This is a genomic window from Megasphaera elsdenii DSM 20460 (assembly GCF_003010495.1).
GTDB lineage: Bacteria > Bacillota > Negativicutes > Veillonellales > Megasphaeraceae > Megasphaera > Megasphaera elsdenii.
This window is the reverse complement of sequence record NZ_CP027570.1, coordinates 1419102-1443767: the sequence shown is the minus strand read 5'-3', so window position 1 is coordinate 1443767 and position 24666 is coordinate 1419102. Positions and strand designations below refer to the sequence as shown.

General features: G+C 55.3%; 30 protein-coding genes and 1 tRNA gene. 5 read left to right on the top strand and 26 right to left on the bottom strand.

The window, feature by feature from the left end; all coding sequences use genetic code 11:
- The first annotated feature begins 104 nt into the window (after nt 1-104).
- Complete coding sequence (gene potE, locus C6362_RS06780) at nt 105-1430, top strand: putrescine-ornithine antiporter (protein WP_014015980.1); 1326 nt, start codon at nt 105-107, stop codon at nt 1428-1430.
- Nucleotides 1431-1646: 216 nt separating this feature from the next.
- On the opposite strand, the gene C6362_RS06775 is transcribed toward potE, so the two are convergent.
- Both C6362_RS06775 and C6362_RS06770 read right to left on the bottom strand, forming a co-directional pair.
- Nucleotides 1647-2513 (bottom strand): hypothetical protein, encoded by an 867-nt coding sequence (locus C6362_RS06775; protein ID WP_014015979.1) that lies wholly within the window; start codon nt 2511-2513, stop codon nt 1647-1649.
- Nucleotides 2513-2935 carry a hypothetical protein gene (locus C6362_RS06770; RefSeq protein ID WP_014015978.1) on the bottom strand — a complete coding sequence of 141 codons (423 nt, stop codon included), beginning with the start codon at nt 2933-2935 and terminating at the stop codon, nt 2513-2515. Before C6362_RS06770 ends, C6362_RS06775 begins: the two co-directional genes overlap by 1 nt.
- Nucleotides 2936-3082: 147 nt before the next feature.
- Here C6362_RS06770 and C6362_RS06765 point away from each other — a divergent pair, with 147 nt between their 5' ends.
- Together C6362_RS06765 and C6362_RS06760 are read left to right on the top strand one after the other, a co-directional pair.
- Nucleotides 3083-4342 (top strand): DEAD/DEAH box helicase, encoded by a 1260-nt coding sequence (locus C6362_RS06765; protein WP_014015977.1) that lies wholly within the window; start codon nt 3083-3085, stop codon nt 4340-4342.
- 12 nt (nt 4343-4354) lie between these two features.
- Nucleotides 4355-4906 (top strand): hypothetical protein, encoded by a 552-nt coding sequence (locus C6362_RS06760; RefSeq protein ID WP_014015976.1) that lies wholly within the window; start codon nt 4355-4357, stop codon nt 4904-4906.
- Nucleotides 4907-5219: 313 nt separating this feature from the next.
- On the opposite strand, the gene C6362_RS06755 is transcribed toward C6362_RS06760, so the two are convergent.
- From C6362_RS06755 to C6362_RS06640, 24 genes are all read right to left on the bottom strand, one after another.
- Nucleotides 5220-5296: transfer RNA gene (locus tag C6362_RS06755), tRNA-Arg, on the bottom strand.
- A gap of 169 nt (nt 5297-5465) precedes the next feature.
- Complete coding sequence (dapA, locus tag C6362_RS06750) at nt 5466-6347, bottom strand: 4-hydroxy-tetrahydrodipicolinate synthase (RefSeq protein WP_014015975.1); 882 nt, start codon at nt 6345-6347, stop codon at nt 5466-5468.
- A 27-nt stretch (nt 6348-6374) separates the two neighbouring features.
- Nucleotides 6375-7412 carry an aspartate-semialdehyde dehydrogenase gene (locus tag C6362_RS06745; protein ID WP_014015974.1) on the bottom strand — a complete coding sequence of 346 codons (1038 nt, stop codon included), beginning with the start codon at nt 7410-7412 and terminating at the stop codon, nt 6375-6377.
- 28 nt (nt 7413-7440) lie between these two features.
- Nucleotides 7441-8238 (bottom strand): 4-hydroxy-tetrahydrodipicolinate reductase, encoded by a 798-nt coding sequence (dapB, locus tag C6362_RS06740; protein WP_014015973.1) that lies wholly within the window; start codon nt 8236-8238, stop codon nt 7441-7443.
- A gap of 122 nt (nt 8239-8360) precedes the next feature.
- A complete protein-coding gene (recN, locus tag C6362_RS06735) occupies nt 8361-10043 on the bottom strand; it encodes a DNA repair protein RecN (RefSeq protein WP_014015972.1) in 1683 nt (560 codons plus the stop codon).
- A 7-nt stretch (nt 10044-10050) separates the two neighbouring features.
- The gene (gene argR / locus C6362_RS06730) at nt 10051-10506 is read right to left on the bottom strand and encodes an arginine repressor (protein WP_014015971.1); all 456 of its coding nucleotides are present in this window, start codon (nt 10504-10506) and stop codon (nt 10051-10053) included.
- Nucleotides 10484-11092 carry a class I SAM-dependent methyltransferase gene (locus tag C6362_RS06725; protein ID WP_027894892.1) on the bottom strand — a complete coding sequence of 203 codons (609 nt, stop codon included), beginning with the start codon at nt 11090-11092 and terminating at the stop codon, nt 10484-10486. Before C6362_RS06725 ends, argR begins: the two co-directional genes overlap by 23 nt.
- Nucleotides 11085-11957 carry an NAD(+)/NADH kinase gene (locus C6362_RS06720; RefSeq protein ID WP_014015969.1) on the bottom strand — a complete coding sequence of 291 codons (873 nt, stop codon included), beginning with the start codon at nt 11955-11957 and terminating at the stop codon, nt 11085-11087. The genes C6362_RS06725 and C6362_RS06720 overlap by 8 nt, the downstream gene beginning before the upstream one ends.
- Nucleotides 11958-11966: 9 nt before the next feature.
- Nucleotides 11967-12770, bottom strand: a complete 804-nt coding sequence (locus C6362_RS06715) for a TlyA family RNA methyltransferase (RefSeq protein WP_014015968.1) — start codon at nt 12768-12770, stop codon at nt 11967-11969.
- 21 nt (nt 12771-12791) lie between these two features.
- On the bottom strand, nt 12792-13676 hold the full coding sequence (locus C6362_RS06710; RefSeq protein ID WP_014015967.1) for a polyprenyl synthetase family protein: 885 nt from the start codon (nt 13674-13676) through the stop codon (nt 12792-12794).
- Entirely contained in the window at nt 13673-13927 is a 255-nt protein-coding gene (gene xseB, locus C6362_RS06705) for an exodeoxyribonuclease VII small subunit (protein ID WP_014015966.1), read from the bottom strand. Before xseB ends, C6362_RS06710 begins: the two co-directional genes overlap by 4 nt.
- Entirely contained in the window at nt 13911-15119 is a 1209-nt protein-coding gene (gene xseA, locus C6362_RS06700) for an exodeoxyribonuclease VII large subunit (protein WP_014015965.1), read from the bottom strand. The genes xseB and xseA overlap by 17 nt, the downstream gene beginning before the upstream one ends.
- Nucleotides 15116-16069, bottom strand: coding sequence for a tRNA (adenosine(37)-N6)-threonylcarbamoyltransferase complex transferase subunit TsaD (locus C6362_RS06695; RefSeq protein ID WP_014015964.1), 954 nt, complete (start codon nt 16067-16069; stop codon nt 15116-15118). Before C6362_RS06695 ends, xseA begins: the two co-directional genes overlap by 4 nt.
- A complete protein-coding gene (gene nusB / locus C6362_RS06690; protein ID WP_014015963.1) occupies nt 16069-16515 on the bottom strand; it encodes a transcription antitermination factor NusB in 447 nt (148 codons plus the stop codon). Before nusB ends, C6362_RS06695 begins: the two co-directional genes overlap by 1 nt.
- Nucleotides 16516-16538: 23 nt before the next feature.
- Nucleotides 16539-16835, bottom strand: coding sequence for an Asp23/Gls24 family envelope stress response protein (locus tag C6362_RS06685; protein WP_014015962.1), 297 nt, complete (start codon nt 16833-16835; stop codon nt 16539-16541).
- Nucleotides 16828-17196 carry an Asp23/Gls24 family envelope stress response protein gene (locus C6362_RS06680; protein WP_014015961.1) on the bottom strand — a complete coding sequence of 123 codons (369 nt, stop codon included), beginning with the start codon at nt 17194-17196 and terminating at the stop codon, nt 16828-16830. The genes C6362_RS06685 and C6362_RS06680 overlap by 8 nt, the downstream gene beginning before the upstream one ends.
- Nucleotides 17197-17256: 60 nt before the next feature.
- Nucleotides 17257-17814, bottom strand: a complete 558-nt coding sequence (efp, locus tag C6362_RS06675) for an elongation factor P (protein WP_014015960.1) — start codon at nt 17812-17814, stop codon at nt 17257-17259.
- A 13-nt stretch (nt 17815-17827) separates the two neighbouring features.
- Nucleotides 17828-18895 carry a M24 family metallopeptidase gene (locus tag C6362_RS06670; RefSeq protein ID WP_014015959.1) on the bottom strand — a complete coding sequence of 356 codons (1068 nt, stop codon included), beginning with the start codon at nt 18893-18895 and terminating at the stop codon, nt 17828-17830.
- A gap of 75 nt (nt 18896-18970) precedes the next feature.
- Complete coding sequence (locus tag C6362_RS06665; RefSeq protein ID WP_014015958.1) at nt 18971-19690, bottom strand: pseudouridine synthase; 720 nt, start codon at nt 19688-19690, stop codon at nt 18971-18973.
- Between the two features lie 9 nt (nt 19691-19699).
- Nucleotides 19700-20353 carry a histidine phosphatase family protein gene (locus C6362_RS06660; protein WP_014015957.1) on the bottom strand — a complete coding sequence of 218 codons (654 nt, stop codon included), beginning with the start codon at nt 20351-20353 and terminating at the stop codon, nt 19700-19702.
- Between the two features lie 52 nt (nt 20354-20405).
- Complete coding sequence (cobS, locus tag C6362_RS06655) at nt 20406-21158, bottom strand: adenosylcobinamide-GDP ribazoletransferase (protein ID WP_014015956.1); 753 nt, start codon at nt 21156-21158, stop codon at nt 20406-20408.
- Complete coding sequence (gene cobU / locus C6362_RS06650) at nt 21155-21730, bottom strand: bifunctional adenosylcobinamide kinase/adenosylcobinamide-phosphate guanylyltransferase (protein WP_014015955.1); 576 nt, start codon at nt 21728-21730, stop codon at nt 21155-21157. The genes cobS and cobU overlap by 4 nt, the downstream gene beginning before the upstream one ends.
- Nucleotides 21731-22222, bottom strand: a complete 492-nt coding sequence (locus C6362_RS06645) for a MogA/MoaB family molybdenum cofactor biosynthesis protein (RefSeq protein WP_014015954.1) — start codon at nt 22220-22222, stop codon at nt 21731-21733. It abuts the gene before it with no gap.
- 18 nt (nt 22223-22240) lie between these two features.
- Nucleotides 22241-22789: a hypothetical protein gene (locus C6362_RS06640; RefSeq protein ID WP_232501497.1), complete on the bottom strand. Its 549-nt coding sequence runs from the start codon at nt 22787-22789 to the stop codon at nt 22241-22243.
- A 233-nt stretch (nt 22790-23022) separates the two neighbouring features.
- Here C6362_RS06640 and C6362_RS06635 point away from each other — a divergent pair, with 233 nt between their 5' ends.
- The gene (locus tag C6362_RS06635; RefSeq protein ID WP_014015952.1) at nt 23023-23463 is read left to right on the top strand and encodes a hypothetical protein; all 441 of its coding nucleotides are present in this window, start codon (nt 23023-23025) and stop codon (nt 23461-23463) included.
- A 34-nt stretch (nt 23464-23497) separates the two neighbouring features.
- Nucleotides 23498-24454: an exonuclease domain-containing protein gene (locus C6362_RS06630; RefSeq protein ID WP_014015951.1), complete on the top strand. Its 957-nt coding sequence runs from the start codon at nt 23498-23500 to the stop codon at nt 24452-24454.
- The last annotated feature ends 212 nt before the right edge of the window (nt 24455-24666 follow it).

Below are 24666 nucleotides of genomic sequence, written 5' to 3'. Positions count from 1 at the left end.
GTTTTTTCAAAAAGTATTTAATTTTCCCGGCAAAAATGATAGAATTAATTTGCTAAAAAACTCAAGTCATGCTTATACGCATCAACACGAAAGAAGGACTGATAATGAAAACTACATGTCGTAAAATGTCTGTGGTACAGTTGACCTTTGTCACTGCTGCCAACATGCTTGGCGCCGGTATCATCATGCTGCCGACCAAGCTCGCCGAAGTCGGTACGATCTCGATTATTTCCTGGATTATTACCTCACTAGGCTCTTTAGCCCTGGCCATGGCTTTTGCCCGATGTGGCATGTTCACGACAAAGCCAGGCGGTATGGGCGGTTACTCCGAATACGCTTTCGGGCGTGTAGGACATTTTATGGCTAATTACGCCTACTCTGTTTCCATCGTAATTGCAAACGTCGCCATTGCCATTACGGCTGTGGGTTACGGCGCCGGTTTCCTTGAGACAACCTTTACGCCGTTGCAGACGTGTTTATATACGATCGCTTTATTGTGGATCGCGGCAGCCCTCAATTTCAGCGGCTCCCGTTATTCCGGCAAGCTCAGCGCCATTACCATCTGGGGTGCCATCATCCCGGTCCTGGGCATTTCCATCATCGGCTGGCATTGGTTCAGCCCGGCTACGTGGCTGGCTTCGTGGAACCCCAATGATTTGGGACTCAGCGATGCCGTCGGCAATTCCATCGCCCTGACGTTGTGGTCCTTCTTGGGACTCGAATCGGCAGCGGTCAACATGGATGCCGTTGAAAACCCGAAGAAATCCGTTCCGATTGCCACCTTCGTCAGCACCCTCGGCGTCGCCATCATCTACGTCGCCTCGACGAATGTCATCGCCGGCATCGTCCCCAATGCGGAAATCCTGGCATCGAGCGCTCCCTTCGGCCTGGCCTTCTCGTACATGCTCGGCGATACGGCTGGCAAAGCCGTCATGGGCCTCATGGTATTCTCCTGTGCCGGTTCCCTCTTGTCCTGGCAGTTCACCTTGGCCCGCGTCTTCAAGACCAGCGCCCAGCGCGGCCTGTTCCCCAAGATTTTTGCCAAAGTCACCAGCGCTGACGTACCGGTCAAAGGCATGCTGTGCATCCTCTGCATGCAGAGCCTCCTGGCCCTCATGACCATCAGCCCGACCCTGGCTGCCCAGTTCGAACTCCTGGCCAACCTGGCCGTCGTCACCAACGTCATCCCCTACATGCTCTGTGCCGGGGCCCTGACGACGATCCTCACCAAGGAACATATCCCCAATGAAGTCTGTAACAGAAATACGTCGATATTCCTGGCAGGCGTATCCATTATCTACTGCGTATATGCATTGACTACTACCGATGCCACGACCTTCCTCAGCGGCTGTCTTGCAGCCTTCCTGGGATGGCTGGTATACGTCATCCGCTTCACCATCATGAAGCAGACCATTGTGGAAATAAAATGAATAGAAAAAACCTGTCGCGAAAGCGGCAGGTTTTTTTGTGGTCCGTTGGGCGTGGTTTGTTTGACGAAAATTCACACAGCTGCAGCTTCAGGCTGTGCACAGGATTCACGCGGGCGCCCCACATGGGCCCCTACAGCCCACGAGCCACGGCAAACGGCTCACGGCGGCACAGCCACCAGATACCTCGATGAACGACGAACGGCCTACGATGAACGATCAAGCCTTAAACGCCGCGATGACGACGTTGCGCAGGGCTACGCAGCCTATGATGGTCAATGCCGCTACGACGAAGGGTGTGATGAAGACCAGGGGATTGTTCTGGAGAATCGGCATGGCCTTGAAGATGTACGTAAAGACGTGGATCTGGCTATCGAAGAGGATATGCTGGACCAGGGCCCACATGAGGACCATGACGACGATGGCCACGATATGGACCAGGCGCTCCTTGCGGCTATAACCATAGCGTTTGTACGGGAAGAAATAAAGCGCGAAGGTGGCGATGACGAAGATACTCATGCCGATGAAGCAGAAACCCATGATGGCCATGACGCCGACGACCAGGCTCTGCGTCACCGAAGAGTCACTGACAGCCGGAAAGAGGAACATACCCAGGATAGCACACGGCAGAGGCAGGCTGTAGATGATAGGGTCCAGGAATTGGGAATACCAGTATTTCCGGCGGCGCTGCAGCCAGAAATCGACGGCCCTGGCAGCCAGGTACTGGGCACCGATGGTCAAAAGCATCCACAAGGCGAATAAGCCGACGCGGACAGGATAATCATGCCAGCAGTCCCAGCCGGTCAAACCGTTGAGCAAGCCGACGGCAATGATCAGGACGACAGCCCCGCCATAGAGGGTCGCCCCAGCCGAAGCATAATCATCGTCTCTGCCCGCACGACGGCGGCGATGCCCCAGCCACAAGGGAACAGCAAAGGACAAGATAAAAAAGGCCAGAATCGACGCTGAGGCGATATATGGCTTATCCGAAGCAAAGGCCCCGAAAGGCAATGGCAGGATACCGCAGGCCGCCCAGACGATGGCCAGCAGCCGGTCATGCCACTTCTGTTTTTGTAAATGATCCATTATTTTACTTCCTTTCGGCCTGGCAAAAGCTGGGAGACGACAAAGGCAAGGAGCATGGTCAGACTGATTTCCCCATACATGCCGGCGATGAAGACGACGTCGCGGCCAATGGTCGGCCATTCCCAGAAAGGAGCTGCCTTCCAATAGACGCCCATGAAAGCCGTAAAAGCCCCGATAGCCGCAAAGACGATGAACCACATGAGGGCCATGACCCAGCGGCGGATCCGCCCGCCCTGAGGGCCAAAAGACGCATCCTGGCAGCCCACGTAGGCGACGGGGATGACCAGGGACAAAAAGACATAACTGACCATGGCCACGACGGCACTGGAACCGCTGTGAATGGTATAGGCTCCGATCGGGATGGGAATGATAAAGAAACACATGAAGACACTTTGCCGCAAAATATCGCGCCACCAACTCATTTTCTGCAAGACCTCCTAAAACAACGCAAACGAAATCACTTTAGTATACCATATCCCAAAAGGAAAGAAAAGTTTGCGCAAGCCCTGGCTTTTGTGTAAAATAGAAATAATAAGAAGTAATTTTAGTTCGCATAGAAAGGGACATACATGACAAAGAATTTTGAATCACTCGGCATTACGCCGAAGATTTGTGAACTCCTGCACAAGCAGGGCATCAATGAACCCACGGCCGTCCAGGCACAGGCCATCCCCCCCTTGTTCAAAGGCCGGGACATCCTGGCCCAGGCCCAGACCGGTACGGGCAAGACCTTTGCCTTTCTCCTGCCGTCACTGCAGCAGGTCAAGACAGATATCCACGCCGAACAAGTCCTGGTCATGGCGCCGACGCGGGAACTGGCCCGCCAGATTGCCGACGTCGCCGATACCCTGGCACCGGAACTGGGCGTCGACGTCCTCAGCCTCATCGGCGGCAAGACCATTGAGAACCAGCTCCAGAAACTGCACCGCCATCCTCACGTCATCATCGGTACGCCGGGCCGCCTGCTCGACCACTGCCGCCGCAATTCCCTCGACCTGAGCGGCGTCCGCCGGGTCATCGTCGACGAAGCGGACCAGATGCTGCAGGCCGGTTTCTTAGAAGATGTCGATACCCTCATCGGCCTGACGCCGAAACGGCGGCAGCTCCTCTTCTTCTCGGCTACGGTTCCGGACAAGATCAAAGGCCTGGCCAAAAAGCACATGCAGAGCCCGCTGGTCCTCAATATCCTCGAAGGCCAGACGATTGCCCTGGAAAATATCGAACAGCGCATCTACATGATGACAGAAGAACAGAAACTGCCGAAACTCTGCCAGATGCTGACAGAAATGAATCCCTATCTGGCCATCGTCTTCTGCAACACTAAGGAACGGACCTCCCTCCTGGCAGGCAAACTCATCGCCAAGGGCTTCAACATCGGTGAACTCCACGGCGATATGTCTCAGGGCCGCCGCAATCAGGTCCTGCGCGACTTTGCCAAAGCCAAGACGCAGATCCTGGTCGCCACGGATATCGCAGCCCGCGGCATCGACATCGAAGGGATCACGCATGTCTTCAACTTCGATGTCCCCCATGACGTCGACTACTACATCCACCGCATCGGCCGCACCGGCCGTGCCGGCAATGAAGGCCTGTCCATCATGTTTGCCACGGCAGCCGATGAAAATTGGGTCCGCCGCATCGAACACAACATCCATGCGACGATCACGAAATATACCCTGACGGGACAAGTCAAAGTCAAGGCCAGCAGCAAACCGCCGAAGCGGAAAAAGACGTATCGGGACAAACTGCCGGCCAGCACTTACCAGACAACGAAAGAAAAACGCCATAAACAGCGCCATAAGGGCGGAGACAACCGCCGGCGCCGCTAAGGAGGTCTACTTATGAAACGTTATCTTACCCTTGTCCTTCTGCTCTTCACCCTGGTAGCTGCCGGATGTACGCCGGCATCGCCGACCAATTCGCAGCCGCAGAAACAGCAGACCCAGACCCAGCAGCAACAGCCGGGAGAAACCAAGCAGGGCCAGGACACGAAGAGCCAGACCGATACCAAAGAAACACCGGTCGCCAACCTGCCCACCATCGGCGATACCCAGGCCGATTGGGAAAACGAATGGGGCCACCCCTATTCTCAGGGCGACACGATCCGCGTCTTCCACAATGGCCGCTACCAAGTCGTCTTCCAGAACGGCCGGGCCGTGACGGTAACCATCAAAGTCAAAGATGGTGAAAACGTCAACATCAGTGACCTTCTGCCGGAAGATGCTCAGAAACAGTCGGCTTCGTCGAAAGAGGTCGGCGGCTCCCAGATGGGCGTCGAAAAATGGCACAGCAAGACTTTGGAAAAAGCCCTGTCTTCGACAAAGGGAAATTTCACAGTCATGAAACAACCGGGCAGCATCATCATCGATTGCACGCCGAATCTGAAGAAATAGTATAAAAAGAGGCTGTCGCATGAAGACAGCCTCTTTTTGAGTTTGAAGTTGAAAGTTTGATGTTTGATGTGGATGGTTTTAAATTTAAAGCAATCGCCTCAAACATCATACATCAAACCTCAAACATTAAAGAGAAAGGGACTTCGCATGATGGCAAAAACCTTCGTGCGACAGCCCCTTTTAAGTGGCTAGGGGCTGGTAAAAATCAACCTCTCAGACCGCCTTCGGCGGCCAGCTCCCCTATAAAGGGAGCCTTTCATCACACATCAAACACAACAAAAAAGCTCACGCAAAATGCGTGAGCTTTTTTCTATGGTGACCCGGTAGGGATTCGAACCCTAGACCTACTGATTCGTAGTCAGTCACTCTATCCAGCTGAGCTACCGAGTCATGTCTTGTCGTTCCTGACGACTCATATATCATAACAAGAAATCGGAAATATGTCAAGGCTTTTTTTAATATAAAACCAAATTCATAGGAACCTCTCCGGCCCGTTGGGCCACCTCCCCTATAAAGGGAGGCTTGAGTACAGGTCGGAGCGGTTTCTATTTATCAGCGCTTATAGCCGACCGATATCTTTCAGGTATTGTTCACATTTGGCCTTGATTTCCGGCGTAGCGTCTACCAAGGGCAGGCGGAAGGGTCCAGCCGGGAAGCCGAGCATGTTGAGCATGGTCTTGACCGGGACCGGGCTGACCGTGCAGAAACAGCCTTTCATGAAGGGCAGGTATTTCTGATGGAGGGCAGCGGCTTTCTTGACGTCGCCGTCTTTATGGGCCTGGATCATTTCGTTCATTTCCTTGCCGATGACGTGGGCAGCTACGGAAATGACGCCTTCGCCGCCGACAGCGACGATGGGCAGGGTCAGGTTGTCGTCACCGCTGTAGAGGTGGAAACCTTCCGGTGCATTGGCTGCGACGTAGCCGGCATAATCGAGGTCGCCGCTGGCGTCTTTGAGGCCGATGATGTTCGGGAAGTCATGAGCCAGCTGGCAGACCGTCTGCGGTTCGATTTTGCCGCCTGTACGGCCCGGTACGTTATAAATGAAGATAGGCAGGTCCGTCGACTTGGCGATGGCAGCAAAGTGAGCATAACAGCCTTCCTGGTTCGGTTTATTGTAATACGGGACGATGCACAGCAGGACGTCGACGCCCGTATCTTTGGCCTTCTTGGCCATTTCGATAGTCTGGAGCGTATTGTTGGTGCCGACATTGCCCATGACCAGGGTCTTGTCTTTCAAGGCATCTGCCGTGACTTGGAAGAGCTTGAGCTTTTCTTCTTCCGTCATGACAGCCCCTTCGCCCGTCGTAGCCCCGACGAGGATGGCCGAGCCTTCATCAGCATATTTCTTAGCCAGTTCAACAGCCGCTTCATAATTGACGGAACCGTCTTCGTGGAACGGCGTGACCATGGCAACAATCACATTTGGAAAAGTTAACATAAAAGGTTCATCTCCCATCCTTCGTACTTAGTGGATCATGTCGTGAGCCAGCATGTATTCGGCAATCTGCAGGGCATTGAGGGCAGCGCCTTTGCGGATCTGGTCGCCCGATACCCAGAGATTGATGGCCTTCGGATTATACAGGTCCTTGCGGATACGGCCGACGTAGCAGTCGTATTTTTCCGACGTGAACAGCGGCATAGGATATTCCATTTCAGCCGGGTTGTCCTGGACCTGGGCACCGGGGAACGCATCGATGGCTTTGCGGACGGCATCGACAGTCAGTTCATCGGCCGTTTCGACATAGACCGATTCAGCATGGCTGCGGAAGACCGGTACGCGGACGGTCGTAGCCGTAATGGCGATGGAGTCGTCGTGGAGCATCTTGTGCGTTTCGTTGACCATCTTCATTTCTTCTTTGGTGTAGTCTTTTTCTACGAATTTATCGATCTGCGGGATGAGGTTGAAAGCGATGGGATAATGCTTGGGAAGGCTCTTGCTGGGCAGAATCTTCGGCTGCATTTCTTCCCCTTTGAGGTAGGCTTCCGTTTCATCGCGCAGTTCGTCGATACCTTCTTTGCCGGCACCGGAAACGGCCTGGTACGTGCTGACGATAATGCGTTTGATCGGCGACAAGTCATGAATCGGCTTGAGGGCCATGAGCATGATGATCGTCGAGCAGTTCGGGTTGGCAATGATGCCCTTGTGCCAGGCGATGTCTTCGGGATTGACTTCCGGTACGACGAGCGGTACGTTGGGGTCCATGCGGAACGTGCTGGAGTTGTCGATGACGATGCAGCCCCGTTTAGCAGCTTCAGGTCCCAATTCTTTACTGATCGAGCCGCCGGCGAACAAGCCGATGTCGACACCGTCGAAAGATTCCGGTTTGGCTTCTTCAACGGTATATTCTTCCCCGTTGACAGTCATTTTCTTGCCAGCCGAACGGTACGATGCTAATAACTTCAACTTGCTGTACGGGAATTTTCGTTCTTCGATCAAGCGGATAAATTCCTGGCCTACGGCACCTGTGGCACCTAAAATCGCTACTACCGGTTCTTTTGTCATAACAAACTTCCTCCCCTAATGGTTCTTTTTATAAATAGTTTTCCAGTCCAAAGGTCAAGCCCGGACGAGAGCTTACTTTCTTGACGGCTAAGACGACGCCAGGCATGAAGGACTTGCGGTCCATCGAATCGTGGCGGATCGTCAGCAGTTCGCCGTATCCCCCGAATAAAACTTGCTGATGAGCGATGTAGCCCGGAAGGCGGACACTGTGGATGGGGATGCCATCTACGGAAGCACCGCGGGCGCCATCGAGGCTTTCATGGGTCTTGTCCGGAGCCGGCTGTACACCAGCTTCTTTGCGGGCCGCATCGATCTTATCGGCCGTCATGATGGCCGTGCCGGACGGAGCGTCCAGTTTATTGTTGTGATGGAGTTCGATGATTTCGACATCCGGCAGATACGGAGCGACTTCTGTCGAGAGCTTCATCATCAGGACAGCGCCGATGGAAAAGTTCGGGGCAATGAAGATGCTCGTCTTCTTTTCCAGAGCCAGGGCATGGAGTTCATGACGCTGTTCAGCGGTCAGGCCCGTCGTGCCGACGACCATATTGACACCGTGTTCGATGCAGGTCTTAGCGTTGTTGAAGATGACTTTCGGCGTGGTGAAATCGACGACGACATCCGGTTTGATGTCATCGAGGGCAGCGCCCAGGTCATCGCGGATGGTCAGTCCTAAGTGGCCGACACCGGCGATGTCACCGACATCTTCGCCGACATGAGTAATGCTGATGCCACCGGCTACTTCCAGTTCCGGGTCTTCAAAGACGGCTTTGACGACCTGGCTGCCCATGCGGCCATCGGCACCGTTAACTAATACACGAAGCATATCTATCCCTCCTGTGAGTCCCTTTTGATGGGACTTCTGATTTTTGAAATTATATTTAACTATATACCTATCGCGGACATTCGTCAACCCGCAAAGCAATGTCGAATCGCAAGTCAAGGGCATTACCTGCCCTTGACTTGCTTTACAATCTGGCGGGCCGCTTCGATGCTGGCCTTGGTCGTATCGTTGCCGGCGAACATGCGGGCGATTTCCAGGACGTGTTCCCCCTCCGAGAGGCCCCGGACCTGGGTAACCGTGCGGCCGTCCATTTCTTTCTTATAAATGAAGTAATGGTGGTCGGCAATGGCCGCCGTCTGTGGCAGGTGGGTAATGCAGAAGACCTGGCCCTGCCCGGAGAGCTGGCGGATATGGTCGGCGACCTGCAGGCCTGTCTGGCCACTGATGCCGACGTCGATTTCATCGAAAATCATGGTCTTGCCCGTCGTCCGTTCGGGGCCGGCCGTCTTCAGGGCCAGGGCAATACGCGATACTTCGCCGCCCGAGGCGATTTTCGCCAAGGGCTGCATGGCTTCGCCCGTATTGGCCGAGAAATAAAGCTCGATGCCGGCGGAACCATCCGGTGTGATGTCCTTCATCGGTTCGATATGGAAGGCGATGCGGCTGTTCAGCATGCCCAACTTATTGAGCGTCGCCGTCATGGCCTTGCTGAACTGGCTGTCGGCCTCACGGCGGGCAGCGGCCAGGACTTGGGCCTGCTGGCGCACGGCTTCGGCTTCACGGGCCAGTTTCTCTTCCAGCTTGGCCAGATGGCTTTCGGACTGGTCGAGCCGTTCATAATCGGCCTTGGCCTTGGCCAGGAATTGCAGGATATCGGCGACAGTGAAACCGTACTTGCGCTTGAGCTTTTCAATCGACGCCAGGCGGGACTGCATGGCATCCAGGGCCCGTTCATCGAAGTCGAAAGAATCGGCATAGCGCAAAAGGCCGTCGTGAACGTCTTCGATTTCATACGACAAGGTCTCGACTTTCCCAGCCAGGGCACTGAAGGCTTCATCGTAAGCTGAGGCCTTTTCCAGGCTGCGGTGGATGGTCTCGATCTGCTCGATGACGCCGGGCTGGCGTTCACTCCCTTCCAGGGCGAACATGGCCTCCTTCAGATTATCCTTAATATGTTCGGCATGGGACGCCTTGTTGATTTTCTGCTCCAGTTCGTCGTCTTCCCCTTCTTTCAGGGCGGCTCCCTCGATTTCCTTGATCTGGAACGCCAGGATACTGAGCATCCGCGCCTTTTCACTTTCGTCATGGCGCAAAGCCTTGATTTCCCCTTCCGTCTCATGCCACTGGCGGTATAATCCGTCGTAGTCCTGACGGGCCTGACGGACGTCTGCCGTAAGGCCGTCGAGGATAGCCACGTGATAAGACGGGTTGAAAATCAGGCTGTTGTCGAACTGGCCGTGGATATCCAGCAGGTACTCGCCCAGCCGCCGCAGGGTCGCCGTCGGTACCAGCGTCCCGTTGACCAGGATGGTCCCGCGGCCGCTGCGCGGGAACTGGCGGGAAATGATGAGCTGGCCTTCATCGACTTCGATGTGGTTGGCCTCCAGGAGCTGTTCTAGCCCTTCAGGCAACGCAGAAAAAAAGAACGCGCCTTCGACGAGGAACGAGTCCGTCCCGTGGCGGACGAACGATGCCGATGCGCGTTTGCCTGCCAGCATACCGATGGCGTCGAGGAGAATCGATTTGCCAGCGCCTGTCTCGCCAGTAAAAATCGTCACCCCGTCGCCAAAAGTAAGGTGCAGGTCTTCAATCAGAGCAAAATTGTGGATGTGCAGGGACTGCAGCATAAGGGCCTCATTCCTTCATCAGCGATACGATAAGCTTGACCAGTTTCGGAACCGTTTCCGTGTCCTTGACGATGAGGAGGACCGTATCATCGCCGGCCAGGGTGCCGATGACATTTTCCCAGCGGGCGTGGTCGATCGCGGCGGCAATGGGATTGGCCGAACCGGGCAGGGTGTGGACGATGATCTGGTTATACGCCGAATCGACGCGGACGATGGAGTCCTGGAACAGGCGGGCCATGCGGTTCTTGGACATGAGCATATTCTGTTCCGGCGACAAGGCATAGCGGTAATGGCCGTCACTGGTCGGAACCTTGATGAGCATGAGTTCTTTAATGTCGCGGGAAACCGTAGCCTGTGTGACTTCGATGCCTTCTTCCTGCAAGGCCTTGGCTAATTCTTCCTGCGTTTCGATGGGACGGGACTGGACAATTTCTTTAATCTTAGTGTAACGGAATCTCTTCATGATGACGTTTCCCTCTTTTCTGTACAATATATAATACGGGTGGACAATGCACCTCATTGACGGGCTGCCAGGACGAAATATGGAAGTCCTGCTGGGGTATGGTCTGTAAATACGACCGCAGCGCTTGTTCTTCGCGAGCCCCGGCTTCGGTACCGGGATAAGCTGCTATCATAATTATCCCATTTATCGCAATTTTATTCAAGCCTATTTTCATAGCTTTTAGTGTTATTTCACAATTTGTATGGATTTTATGGTCGCCTGACGGCAAATAGCCCAGATTGAATACCATTAAATCCACGTTTTCCTGTATCCGGGCCAGGAGTTCGTCGTGAGAACCGCAGGTGCAGACGACGTGCTTCCCGTCCAGCCCTTCCTGCTGCAGGCGCTGCTGCGTATGGTCAATGGCACAGGGCTGGATATCAAAGGCGTAGAGGACGGCATCGTCCGGCATGAGACGGGCCAGGAAAGCCGTATCATGGCCATTGCCGCAGGTCATGTCGACGAGGACATGAGCCTGGCGGGCATAGGGTTCCATCATCATATGAGAGACGGTAACGGCATTGCGGAATGGATACATATTAATCATTTCCCATCATTTTCGTAAATAAATTGCTGTAGAAATAGTTCTTGTTGAAGCGGATGATCTTGAGGACGTGGTCGGACTTGCGGACCTGAAGGGTCATATTGCGCATCAGTTCCTGGTCCATCATGCCGTCGACGGAGACGCGGACGCTGTTGCGGCTGTTGGCCACCGTCACCGATACCTGGTCGTCATCGCGCAGGACCAGGGGTACTTTGAGCAGCAAGTGCGGGCAAATGGGCGTGACCATGATGCAGGGCACGCTGGGCGCGACGATAGGGCCGCCGCTGGAGAAGGTATAGCCCGTACTCCCCGTCGCCGTCGCTACGATGAGGCCATCGCCGGGATACTGCTGGATGAAATGGCCGTTGATGCTGAGATCGATGCGGATGAGCTTACCTACATTGCCGTGGCCGATGACGATGTCGTTGAGGGCATCGGGCAGGGACTGGACCAGTCCGTCTTCATAGCACAATTCCGAATGGAGCATCATCCGTTCTTCCAGGAAATAGCGGCCGGCCAGGATATCTTCCATGCGCTTTTCCAGGTTCTTGGTCTCGACTTCGTAAAGGAAGCCCAGAGAGCCGAGATTGATGCCGCAGACCGGGATGTCAGCTTCGGCAAACTGTTTGGCCATCTTGAGAATGGTCCCGTCGCCGCCGAGGACCATGGCTACGTCGATGGTGCTGTAAATCGTCATGCGTGGGCGCAGGTGTTCAGCGCCGATGCGCTGATAGGCCGGCTGGCGGCTCTCGCTGACATAAGCCGGCAGATAGTATTCAATGCCATATTTTTCGCAAATTTTGATCATCTGCTGGACGATGGCAGCACTTTCGCGTTTGACGAGGTTCGGGAAAATACCGATACGCATGGGGATCACCTACATTTCATGAGATTTACCGACGATGTCATCGACAACGGCGTCAGTGATATCGTTATGGCAGGGATTGTCTTTACGGCTGTACAAGAGATATTCTATATTGCCATCAGCCCCTTTGATGGGCGAGAAGGTCAGGCCCAGCGGCGACAAACCGCAGGCGGCGATGCCGTCCGTGACGTGGCGGATGACGTCGCGGTGAACCTGGATATCGCGGACGATGCCGCCTTTACCGACGTGTTCCCGGCCCGCTTCGAACTGAGGCTTGATGAGAGTGACCATGGTACCGCCTTCTTTGAGCAGCGGTTCCACAGCCGGCATGATTTTCAGCAGGGAAATGAAGGATACGTCAATGGAAATGAAATCGACAGGTTCGCCGATATCTGCGACGGTGACGTTGCGGATATTGGTCCGTTCCATATTGACGACGCGGTCATCGGTCCGCAGCTTCCAGGCCAGCTGGCCATAGCCGACATCGACGGCAAAGACCTTGGCCGCCCCGCGCTGGAGGGCGCAGTCCGTAAAACCGCCTGTCGAGGCGCCGATATCCATCATAGTCTTGCCCGTCAAATCGATGGGAAACGTTTCCATGGCTTTTTCTAATTTCAGGCCGCCCCGGCCGACATAAGGGATCGGATTCCCTTTGACCGTGATTTCTACATCGACGGGCAGCTTCGTACCCGCCTTATCGACGCGCTGATTGTCAACGAAGACCAAGCCGGCCATGATGGTCGCCTTGGCCTTTTCCCGGCTCTCAGACAAGCCGCGGCTGACGAGAAGCACGTCTAATCTTTCTTTATGCTGCATAAATGTAATACCCCTCTCACACTAATGAACGCGAACCAGCAGATGCTCGACCAATTCCTTGAGGAAACAGGCTTTCGGCCCTAACGGTTCCAGGGCCTGGACGGCTTTATCTGCCGCTTCACAGGCCATGCGCCGGGCTTCGTCCAGGGAAAAGATAGTCACATACGTGGCCTTGTCGTTGCGGGCATCGCTGCCGACGGGTTTGCCCAGCAGGGCTTCGTCGCCGACGACATCGAGGATATCGTCGGTAATCTGGAAGGTCAGGCCCATGTACGATGCATAGGCATCCAAAGCCTGCTTTTGCTGCGGCGAAGCCTCGGTAACGATAGCGGCCATATCGATAGCGGCCTTGAAGATGACGCCTGTCTTGGAACGGTGCAGGAGTTCCATACCCTCCCGACCGATGGCCATGTCTCCGTCAGATGCCAAATCGAAAGCCTGGCCGCCGACCATGCCGGCCGGGCCGGCCGCTTTTGCGATGACGGCGATACAGCGGTTCAATTTATCCGGTGCAATGCCTTTCTGGCTGGCCATGAGCTCGAAGGCAAAGGTCAGCAGGCCGTCACCGGCCAGGGTCGCCAGACCCGCCCCGTAGACAACATGATTCGTCGGCTTGCCCCGGCGCAGATCGTCATCATCCATGCAGGGCAGGTCGTCGTGGATCAGCGAATACGTATGGATACATTCCAGGGCACAGGCCAGCCCCGTATAAGGTGCGGCATCCTGCCCCAGGGCTTCTACTGTCGCTAGCAGGAGGATCGGACGGATGCGCTTACCGCCGGCCAGGAGGCTGTAGTTCATAGCTTCGTAAAGCTTGGAAAAACGCGGCTGTTCTGTCGTCAATACCTGGGCCAGGTAATCATCGACGCGTTTCCGCTGCGCTGCCAGATAATCTTGGAAAGTCATAAGTCCAGCACCCCTTCGATCGGTTCTTCGCCGCTATCATCCTTATCGTCCCGGACGTCGGCCAGGGCCTGCGCTTTCTGGCGGGCATATTCCAGGGCTCCTTCGCAGGACTGGGATAATTTGATGGCCTTTTCATATAAATCGAGGGACTGCTTCAGCGTCAGGTCTGGAGCATCCAGTTCCTGTACGAGCTGTTCCAATTTTTCATAATTGCTTTCAAAACTCTTCAATTTATCAGTCGTTCTTGCCATATATGTCCACCTCTTTAACAGCCGTCGTAATCGTCCCGTCGACGACTTGTATCGTCAGCGGCGAATCTTGCGACACGCTGTGGATATCTGTAAGGATCTTGCCCTGCTGCATGAGCTGGCCGTATCCGCGGCGCACGAGGGCTGCCGGATTCAGGGCCTGCAAAGACGCCGTCAGGGTATTCAGCTTTCCCTGTTTCTGTTCTAACTGGAGCTGCAGCTGCCGGTCCGCCTGTTGCATCAGGCCCGACAGATGGGTTTCTTTCATCGCCAGGAAAGCATCATAGTGCTTCAAGTTGAGCCGGCCTGCCGCCTGTTCGACCAGTCGCTGGCGGTCTTCGATGCAGGCCATGACCCGTTCATAAGCCCGGTCTGCCAGGGCAGCCAGGTCCAGTTCCGCTTCACGGACATCGAAGAAAGCCATTTCCGCCGCATGGGTCGGCGTCGCCGCCCGCACATCGGCTGCGTAGTCAGCCAGGGTCGTGTCCGTTTCATGACCGATAGCCGTAATGACCGGCACCTTAGCGCCATAAATGGCCTTGACCACGGCCGGGCTGTTGAAGCACCACAAATCCTCCATGGAACCGCCACCGCGGCCGACGATGAGGACGTCCAGGTCCTTGCGCCGGCCCATCGCTTCGATGGCAGCGGCAATGGCCGTATCGACGCCGTCGCCCTGGACGGGGATGGGATGGAGGACGATGTCGGCATAGGGATTGCGTTCGCCGGCAATCTTATAGATGTCGTGGAGTACGGCCCCCGTCTTCGACGTCAGGACGCCGACGCGCCAGGGGAACCGCGGCAGCTCCTTCTTGTGGCTGCTGTCGAAATAACCCTGGGCGGCCAGTTCATTCTTGATGCGTTCGTACTGGGCCTGCAAGGACCCGGTACCCTGAGAAAAGAGCTGTTCAATGATAAAGGAAAGGGCGCCGCCTTTTTCATAGACATTGACGGCGCCGATGACGACGACATGGTCCCCTTCGCGGACCGCCCGGACCGCTGCCGTCACGCGGCTGCGGAACACAATGGCCCGGATGGAACACTGATCATCGCGGATATTCATATAATAATGGCCGTTCGACGCCCGCTTGAGGCCGATGATATTCCCTTCCATGGCAAGGCTCTGCAGGCGGTAATCACCGTGGATATCCTCTTTGATGCGGCGGACGACGTCCGTAACCGATGCATATTTCATGATTTCTTCCCTTCCTGTACGGCAGCCCAGAAGGCTGCGCCCGAGGCATTATCGGCGCTGAAGCCATCGGCAGCCAGATCCAGGCGTATGCCATGGCAGCGGCAATAATCGCTCATCTGATGGCGCAAATAGGCGTTGGACATGACGCCGCCGGCAGCGACGAGATGTTTCATGCCATCGGCTGCCGCGTAATCGAGGAGGCTCTCCAGGCCGCGCCAGACCGTCGACAGTGTCCAGCTGCAAAGGCGGGCCGGGTCTTCCCCGCCGGAAGCCACGAGCCGCTGTCCCTGCGATTCCGGCCCGGAAAAGCTGACCTGGCCATCGCGGCAGAAGACATGGGCTCCTTTGACAGGCGGATTTACCGTCTGAGCCAGCTTATCGACATGGATGCCCGCCGGAAACGGCAGGTCCAGGGCCACGCCCATGCGGTCGATGAACTGGCCGGCACTGATATCGCTGGTACCGCCGATGCGGGTGATGTCGAGGCCCCGTTCATCCGGGACGGCCCGCAGCAGGTCCGTCGTCCCGCCGGACAAGTGGATGCCGTAAAAAGGATCCGTACCGATATGGCCCAGGCTGCGCAGGACGGCGAGAAGATGATTTTCCTGATGGCTCAGGCGGTATAAAGGGACGCCTAAGACGGCTGCCAGGGCCCGGGCATAACCGAGACCGGCCAAAAAAGCCGGCATATAGGAATCATCACGGCGCCGTGGCTGGTCGGTCACGGCAATGGCCCGGATATGAGCACGAGACAGGATGCCTGCCAGCCGTTCAAAGAGAACCGGCAGATTCCGCGTATGCTGATAGACCATGTTGGACTGGGACAGGCCACGGCCGCCCTTTGCGACGCTCAGGATGATGCGTTCGTCGGCGACGACTTCATAAGCGTCATCGACGAGGCATAGGGACGTCGTGTAACAACTCGTATCGATGCCGAGAAAGACGTCCATCAGGCCTTCGACCTTACATAGGCACCCAAGATGCCATTGACGAACCGTGCCGATTTATCGCCGCTAAATTCCTTGGCCAGGATGACGGCTTCGTTGAGGACGATGGACGGTGCCAGCGTTTCTTTCGGGTACACGAGTTCGCACAAGGCCAGGCGCAGGATGTTGCGGTCCGTGCGGTTCATCCGTTCGATGTCCCAGCCCTTGGCAAAGGAGCGGATGATGTCATCCAGTTCATCGCGGTGTTCCGTCGTCGTTTCGACGAGATACGTGCAATAGGCATCGCGTTCCTGGTCACTCAGTTCCGGACCGTCTTCGGTCAAGGTATCGGTCGTGACGTAATCGTTTTCCAGGATTTCCTGTTCGCTGTACTGGATATCGTTTTCTCCGTGAAATTCACGGGAATATAAAAGTTCGAGCGCCTGCTGGCGCGCTTTATGTCTGCTCACGAGTTTCCTCCTGTGTTCATAACTTATTCAGCTGGCGGAAAGGCCAGGTCTTCAATGGTGACGGAAATATCGAGTCCCTCCGGTTCAGCCATCTCTTCAATCACAGCGGCTGCCCGCTGCTGGACAGCTAAGGCCAGATGGTGCAAATCTCCGCCATAACGGGCACGGACAGCCAGATGGACACGGACGATACCGCCTGCGACCGATACGCTGCGGCTGCGGATGGCGACGACGCCCGGCACCTCGCGGCCGGCCGTCTCGGCGATATGGCGCAGGGCCTTTTCACTGACGGCATAGGCAAAATCCTGTTCTTCATCCATCGTGACGATCCTCCTCGAAAACCAACTGCTGTACAATGATGTGGACCGCCGTAACCGTGCAGGCCGTCGCCTTTTCGACGGCATCCTTGACGGACTTCTGCACTTCCAGGGCTACGTCGGGAATACGGCAGCCATAGCGGATGACCAGGCGGACCGTCAGCTCGATGCGCTGGCCCTCGATGGTGACATCGACGCCGCGCCCCGGCAGGGTACGTCCTAATTTCTCGGCCGCCGCTTCGGCAATATTCATTCCCAAGTCGGCGACATAAGCCGCTTTGGCCGCGGTCAGGGCCGCAATGGATGCAATGACGCGCTGGGAAATATGGATACTTCCCCATTCATTCACTTCAGTTGTTTCCATGGGAATCACCCCTTTAGTCCACAAAAGGGGCTGTCGCACGTGCGAAGCCCCTTGGATACCTTATGCTCTGCCGATATACTGGCCGGTTCTCGTGTCGATCTGGAGAACTTCGCCTTCATTGATAAAGAGCGGTACTTTGACGACATAGCCCGTTTCCAGTTTGGCCGGTTTGCTGCCGCCTGTCGCTGTATCACCGCGGACACCCGGATCGGTTTCAACGACTTTCAGTTCAACAGCAGCCGGGAGATCGATGCCGATGACTTTGCCTTTGAACATCATGACGGAAACGTTCATTTCTTCTTTGAGGAAATGGACAGCGTCACCGAGGTTGTCTTTGTTCAATTCAATCTGTTCGTATGTTTCGTTATCCATGAAACAGTACATGCCTTCATTTTCATAGAGGTACTGCATCTGGCGGCGGTCAACGTGGCCGTCCTGTACTTTTTCGCCAGCATTCCAGGTACGTTCGACAACAGCGCCCGTTTCGAGGTTCTTGATCTTAGCGCGGACGAAAGCAGCGCCCTTGCCCGGTTTTACGTGCTGGAATTCAACGACCTGCCATACCTGGCCGTCGATTTCGATAGTTACGCCTGGTCTGAAATCATTACTTGTAATCATGTGTAAACTCCTCCTATAACAGCTCCATCAATTCTTTGGGTGTTTTGGTTAAAATTTCACAGCCGTTGGCTGTAACGGCAACGGAATCCTCAATGCGGACGCCGAACTTGCCTTCTATGTACAGTCCCGGTTCTACCGTGACTATCATATTCTCTTCGAGTACGCCTGTCGATTTCGGCGACAGGACCGGTTGTTCATGGATTTCCAGGCCCGTACCGTGGCCCAGGGAATGAGTGAAATACTGGCTGACGTGATAGCGGGCGAAGTAATTGCGCACGGCAAAATCGACTTCGCGGCGGGAAACGCCGGCCTTGACGAGGGATACGCCCAGCTTCTGCCCTTCCAGGATGAGATTATAGAAATCCTTCTGGGTCTGCGACGCCTTGCCGACGACGACAGTCCGGGTGATGTCCGAATGGTAGCCTTCCCAGACAGCACCGAAATCGAAGGTAACAAAATCACCGGCTTCGATGACTTTCGGGCTGGCCGTACCGTGAGGCATGGCCGAACGCCTGCCTGAGGCGACGATAGTCGTAAAGGACTTTTCTTCCGACCCGAGAAGCAGCATATTGCTTTCCAGGCGGGCAGCCAGTTCCTTTTCCGTGACGCCAGGCTTGATGTACGGCAATAAATCGGCAAAGGCCCGGTCGGCAATATTGCTGGCCTTGCGCGTCGCCTTCAGCTCATACGGTTCCTTCACAGCCCGCAGACTGGTCAAATCACAGGGCAGGAAGCCGCATAAAGCTCCATCGGAAATATTTTCGTACATGAAATGAGTCAGGAAATTTTCTTCATAACCTGCCACGCCGATTTCCATGTCGTTCAAGGACGAGCGGATGGATGACGATAAGGCATTGTGGTGGTTTTTGATATCGTACCAGGTTCCGGACTGGTTGGCAGCCTGTTCCGTATAACGGGAATCAGTCCACAATACAGCCTGATCCAGTCCAATGACCAGTGCGCCTTCACCGCCTGTAAAGGCACTGAAATAACGCAGATTTTCCGGCTGGACGATAATGACGCCGTCTGCATCGTGTTCTTGCAGGAAAGCGCGCAGGCGGGCAATTCGTTGTTCTATCATAGTATCACCCTATATTAATTCAATCATATTTTATAATACCATATTTTCCGCCTGCTGAAAAGGTGGAATTGCAAATCACCGGCCCCGTCCTTTCAAGGCTTCCCGCTCCTCATCGGTCAGCGGGCGGAACTGGCCCGGCTCCAAACCTTCATCGAGGACGACGCTGCCAACGGAGCGGCGGTGCAGCTGGACGACCTTCAGGCCGACGGCAGCACACATGCGCTTGACCTGATGGAACTTTCCTTCCTGGACGACGACCGTAAGGGACTGGGGGCCGGTCTGGACGGCCTTGGCCGGCAGGCAGTGCAGGCCATCGTCAAGGACGATGCCATCGGCAAAGCGCTGGCCCATATCAGGTGGGATATCGCCTTCGACGACGGCATCGTATATCTTGTCCATGTGCTTCTTGGGCGACGTAATGCCATGGGCCCAGGTCCCGTCGTTGGTGATGAGCAGGAGGCCTGTCGTATCCTTATCGAGGCGGCCGACCGGGAACAGGCCGGCGCCCTGATATTGGCGCGGCAAGAGGCCGATGACCGTCGGCGACACGTTGTCTTCCGTCGCCGATACGACGCCGGCCGGCTTATAGAGCATGAGATAGATATGTTCTTCGTAGCCCACGATTTGACCGTCGACGGCAATCACATCAGCTGCCGGGTCGACTTTCTGGCTGCTGTCGAGGCAGACGGTACCATTCATGGTCACATGGCCGCCTTTGCACAATTCCTTCAGTTCCCGCCGCGTCCCCCAGCCCGTATGGCCCAGGAGCTTATCGAGGCGCATAGTCTTTGCCATAATACCTCCTTAGAGCGACGGCATCTTGTCCCACTGGGGCTGATACCCCGTCAGGCCTTCCAGATGCTGCGTGCAGTTCATGAGGGTCATGACATTGCGGTCGCCATAATATTCGATGATGTTAAAAGCCGTGTTGAACTGCTGGAAGCACCAGATACGCTTCATATCGAGGCCCAGCAGGCCAAAGATCAGGCAGCGGATTGCCGCCCCGTGGGATACCATGAAGACGCTGTCGCCATCTTTGTGATGCGACAAGATTTCCCGTGTCTTCTTCAGTGTCCGGTCGCGGACCTGGCAGAACGATTCACCGCCCCGGGCCGGCAAGGTCCCGTCCGAAGCATAGACCGCTTCCAGTTCACCCGGCCACTGGGTCGTGATTTCCTGGTATGTATGGCCTTCCCAGACGCCGAAATCAGCTTCCTTCAGTTCGTCATAAGCGATGACGTCCAAATGGTGCGGCGCGGCTACACATTCGGCCGTCGTCTTGGCGCGCTGGAGCGTGCTGCTGTAGACGGCGTCGAGATGGACATGGCGGAAAAATTCTCCCAGGCATTTCGCCTGTTCCAGTCCATGGTCATTGAGGGGTACATCAGTCGACCCCTGGTACCACTGCTGGACATTACCTGCTGTTTCGCCATGACGTGCTAAATATAATTTTATCATCGTGTTCCTCCGTGTATTTTCCTATAAGTGATTCAACCTTCGTACCCTTTCATTATAGCAAGAAATCGGCCAGCCTGCTACCGACAGCCGTCACCAGGAGCAGGGCCATTTCGCTGCCTTCGAGGACGGCACCATACGTATCGCCCGTCACGCCGCCCAGTTTGCGGCTAATATGGAAATTAGCCCACAAGGACAACAGCATGGCCGCCCCTAACAGGCCCAGGTAAAAAGGCCCGCAAAGGAAAGCCGGCACCAGGGCCAGTACGAAAGCTTTCGCTACGGTATGGGCTGGCGCATAGGTGACGAAAGCCTTCCCCAGCCCTTGCTGTCGGGCATAGGGAAACTGGAAGATGCTGATCAGCGTCCCGAAGCGGGCTGCTGCCGGGATTCCGATGAGGGCTGGCAGGGCTGCGTCTGGCGTCAGCTGGCTGAGGAAAGCCACTTTCAGGAGGACCAGGAAGACGAAGGCCGTTACGCCGCCGGCGCCGACGCGGCTGTCCTTGAGGATTTCCAGCATCCGTTCGCGGCTGCGGCCGGAAAAGAGGCCGTCCGCCGTATCCATATAGCCATCGGCGTGGAGTCCGCCGGTCAGGTAGAACCAGAAGGCGACGACCAGGGCCGACCGGCCAAAAGCGTCGAAAAGGAAAGACGACGCTCCGTAGAGCGCCGCCAGGAGTAAGCCGATGATCAAGCCGACGACGGGAAAGAACAAGACAGACCGGCCAAAGTCCTCATCGCGCCAGACGCTCTGCGAGGCCAGGTGGATACGCGATAAGAACTGCAAGGCAATGAGAAAAGCTTTCATCGTTTCACCTCCGGCAGACGGACAGCCCGCTGTTTCAGCTCCGTCGTAATCCCGCAGACAGACAAATAGACTTCATCGGCTTCGGCTGCCGCAGCCTGATTGATCTTGCCGATGAGGTCGCGGTACAAACGGCTCACATGCTCCATGGGAACGATGCCGCAGCCCAGCTCGTTGGTGACGAAGATAGCCGTCACGCCAGCCTGGCGAAAGGCGGCCATGACAGTTTTCAGTTCAGCCAGGGCCCCGTCGATGAGGACTTCATCGGCTTCACCGTCGTGAGCAAAGAGATAATTAGAAAAATAAAGAGTCAGGCAGTCGACGAGGACCACATCTGACGACCGGCACAACCGTTCCATCGTCCCCGGCAGGTCTTCCGGGATTTCCCAGGTCTGCCACGATGACGGCCGGCGCCGGCGGTGGGCGGCGATGCGCCGGGCCATTTCTTCATCGAAGATGCGGGCTGTCGCCACATAAGCATGCCGCCCGGGAAGGGCGGCAGCATAGCGTTCGGCAAAGGCGCTTTTACCACTCCGCGCCCCGCCGGTGACAAGGATGATGTTAGATGTTTCCATTTACTTCTTGATTTCCGAATACAAATGAAAGACTTCCGGCAAAATGACTTTTTCCATACCGATCTTGATGAGGCTCGGCAGTCCCGGCAGGCAGTAGACCTGGCACTGGTGGATGATGCCAGCCGTCGTCCGGTAGGCCATGGCCTGTACACCGCAGGCCCGGCGATAGGCAAAATACGTCATCATCGACTGGAAGGCCGGAATTTTCTTATCGAACAGGGGTTCCACCGTTTCGATGGTCACGTCGCGCTTGGCCAGGCCCGTACCGCCGCTGGTGATGACCAGGTCGACGCTGCAGACCCATTCATGGAGATGGCGTTCGATTTCGGCCTTGTCGTCTTTGACAATCTGATAGTCGACGACCTGATGGCCGTAGTTGGCCAAAGCCGACTGAATGAGCAGGCCGTTCGTATCGTCAGAAAAGCTGCGGCTGTTACTGATTGTGAGAATCGCCGCCCGCAAGGGATGTTCTTCCATTTTTTTACTATTCAAGATGAATAACCTCCTAACTTAAGACACATAAGATTCTATGATAGAAAAGGGATCGCGCCCTTCCAGCAATCCTTGTAAGAACGCAGGGATAAAACATTCACTGACGACCTGAACCTCATAGGACCGTTCCCCGTCCTGACTGGCAACGGTGATGCCGTCCCCCAGGGCCAGGCGCACGGCACAGGCCGGGCCGCCTGATGGCAGGACCTCGCTGCGGGACCAGAGGACCGTCGCCTTATCCCGCCAGGGGTATGGGTCATCTTCATCGAAATCGCAGTCCACGACTTCGGCTGCGACGACGAGGCCGCTCTCTTTAGCCTGTTCTGCCGTATGGCAGACGAACTGCGTGTACTCATCGTCGGAAGTAGCCGCCGCTGCCGAGATGTACAGCAGGCGGAAGTCGTCCCACAAGACGTGCTCTGAAATAAATTCTTCTGACGGGGCCATATCGGCCTCTTCATCGACAAAAGACGTATGCCAATTATAGGCGGAACAGATTTCCTCCGCATCGTCGCCGGCATTGAGGGGATACACGTGGAAATCCAGTTTCTGAAAACCTTCCGTCACGTGAACATCAAGGCCGTGCTCCGACTCGTCTTCCTGCCAAAAGAAAAATGGCAGACCAATATATATCACATCCAATATGATCACCTCTTATAATTATACTATTCGACCTGAAAGGGCAAAAGTCCTACTTGAAAAATATATGTTCTTGTAATGTCTGGCAATTCTTATATAATATAAATATAAACTACGGCTGCCCCTCTTGTAAACAAGGCAGCCAGAAAGGAAGTAATCTTATGTTAAAAAAAATCGCAACCCTGGCCGTTACCTTCGCCTGCCTGTTCAGCTTTATGGCATCGGCTACCTTTCTCGACGATAATCCCCGCTTCGTCCAAGTCGGTCACAACGACACGACCGAATCGTATATCGACATGAACACCATTCAGTCCGTCCGCTACGATCCGCCGTACTATATCATCCGGGCTACTGTCGTGACCTATGATTATGCCAACAATACGGTCCAAGGTTATGATAACAATTTCTTCTACAATTTTAAAGCCCAGACCGTAAAGACCCAGACCCTCGGCGACGTCAGTTATGACTTGCAGGGCAATGTCCTGTCCACTTCGGCCCTGCCCAATCCGGAAGTCAAGACGAAAGACCGCCTGTCAGTCAACGGCCATGCCGCTAACCGTGCCTTCCGTACCTGTTACGACATGAACTTTTTCCAAGAATAGGCTCTCAAAATTATTGAAAAGGATTTGATATTTCATGGATTCCCTGATCCACATCATCACGACGATCGTCACCCTCGTCTTCATCGCCGCCGTCCTCTACTCCCTCACGTCGGCCCTGCGCAAACGGCGGCGCAAAGCCAAAGTTCAAGAAGAACTGGCCAAGAAGGAACATGTCAAGGTCGAAAACCTGCACCAGTACGACATCAAGCCCGACGATGGCTATTATAAATACCCTATCGAAGAAAAGGGGAAACTGCGCCGCTTCCCGCAGCACTTCACAGCCGTCGCCCTGGAACTGGCCAATGAGCAGCCTTATTCCATCTGTCTCCTGGCCCTGGCTGAATTTGACCACGGCGAACTGAAGGATACCCGCTATTTCTACGTCCGTCCGCCAGAAAATAACTTGTCCGCCGTGAAAGACCGCTACCACTGGGATGAACTCTCGAAGGCCGATGAGTTCGGCGAATATTGGCAGGCCGGCCTGAAAAACCTCATCGAAGGACAGACCCTGGTCGCCCACAACGCGCCGTTCGTCATGGGCTGCCTGACCCACGCCCTGCACATCTACGGCATCGATGCCCCGGCGTTCCGCTATGCCGATACGCTGGAAGTCGCCAAGAAGCTCTATCACTTCCCGTCGAACCAGCTCGACGTCATCTGCGATGAAATGGACATCGAAACGGAAGAAGGCAACCTCTTGAGCCAGGCCATCGCCATCGGCCGCTTCTTCCTCACAGCCCATAAAGAATACCCCATGTTCCTGCCAGATTTGGCCTATATAAAAGAAGCGCCGACGACAGACGACAAAGAAGCCGCCCTCATCGCAGCTGTCGAACGCGAAGAAGGAACACCGGAAGAAATGTTTGCCCCAGAAAAGCCTGACCAAACCCTCATCGACGACTTAGTGCAAAAAGGCTACGTAGAAGCCGGCGAAAAGCCTGGCACCTATTACGCCACCGACAAAGGCCTGGACTTCTCCGAAAGCCGGTAGTTTTGTGGCTCGTGGCTCGTGGCTAGTAGCTCGTGACTCGTGGCATGAATGTTTGACGAAAGGCTCCCATTATAGGGGAGCTGGCCGCCGAAGGCGGTCCGAGAGGTTGCCTTTAACATCAAAAAAGACTATCGCATGAAGGTTTGTATCACCATGCGGTAGTCCCTTTTACTTTATAGTTTGTAGTACGGAGTTTGTAGTTTGTAGAAGCT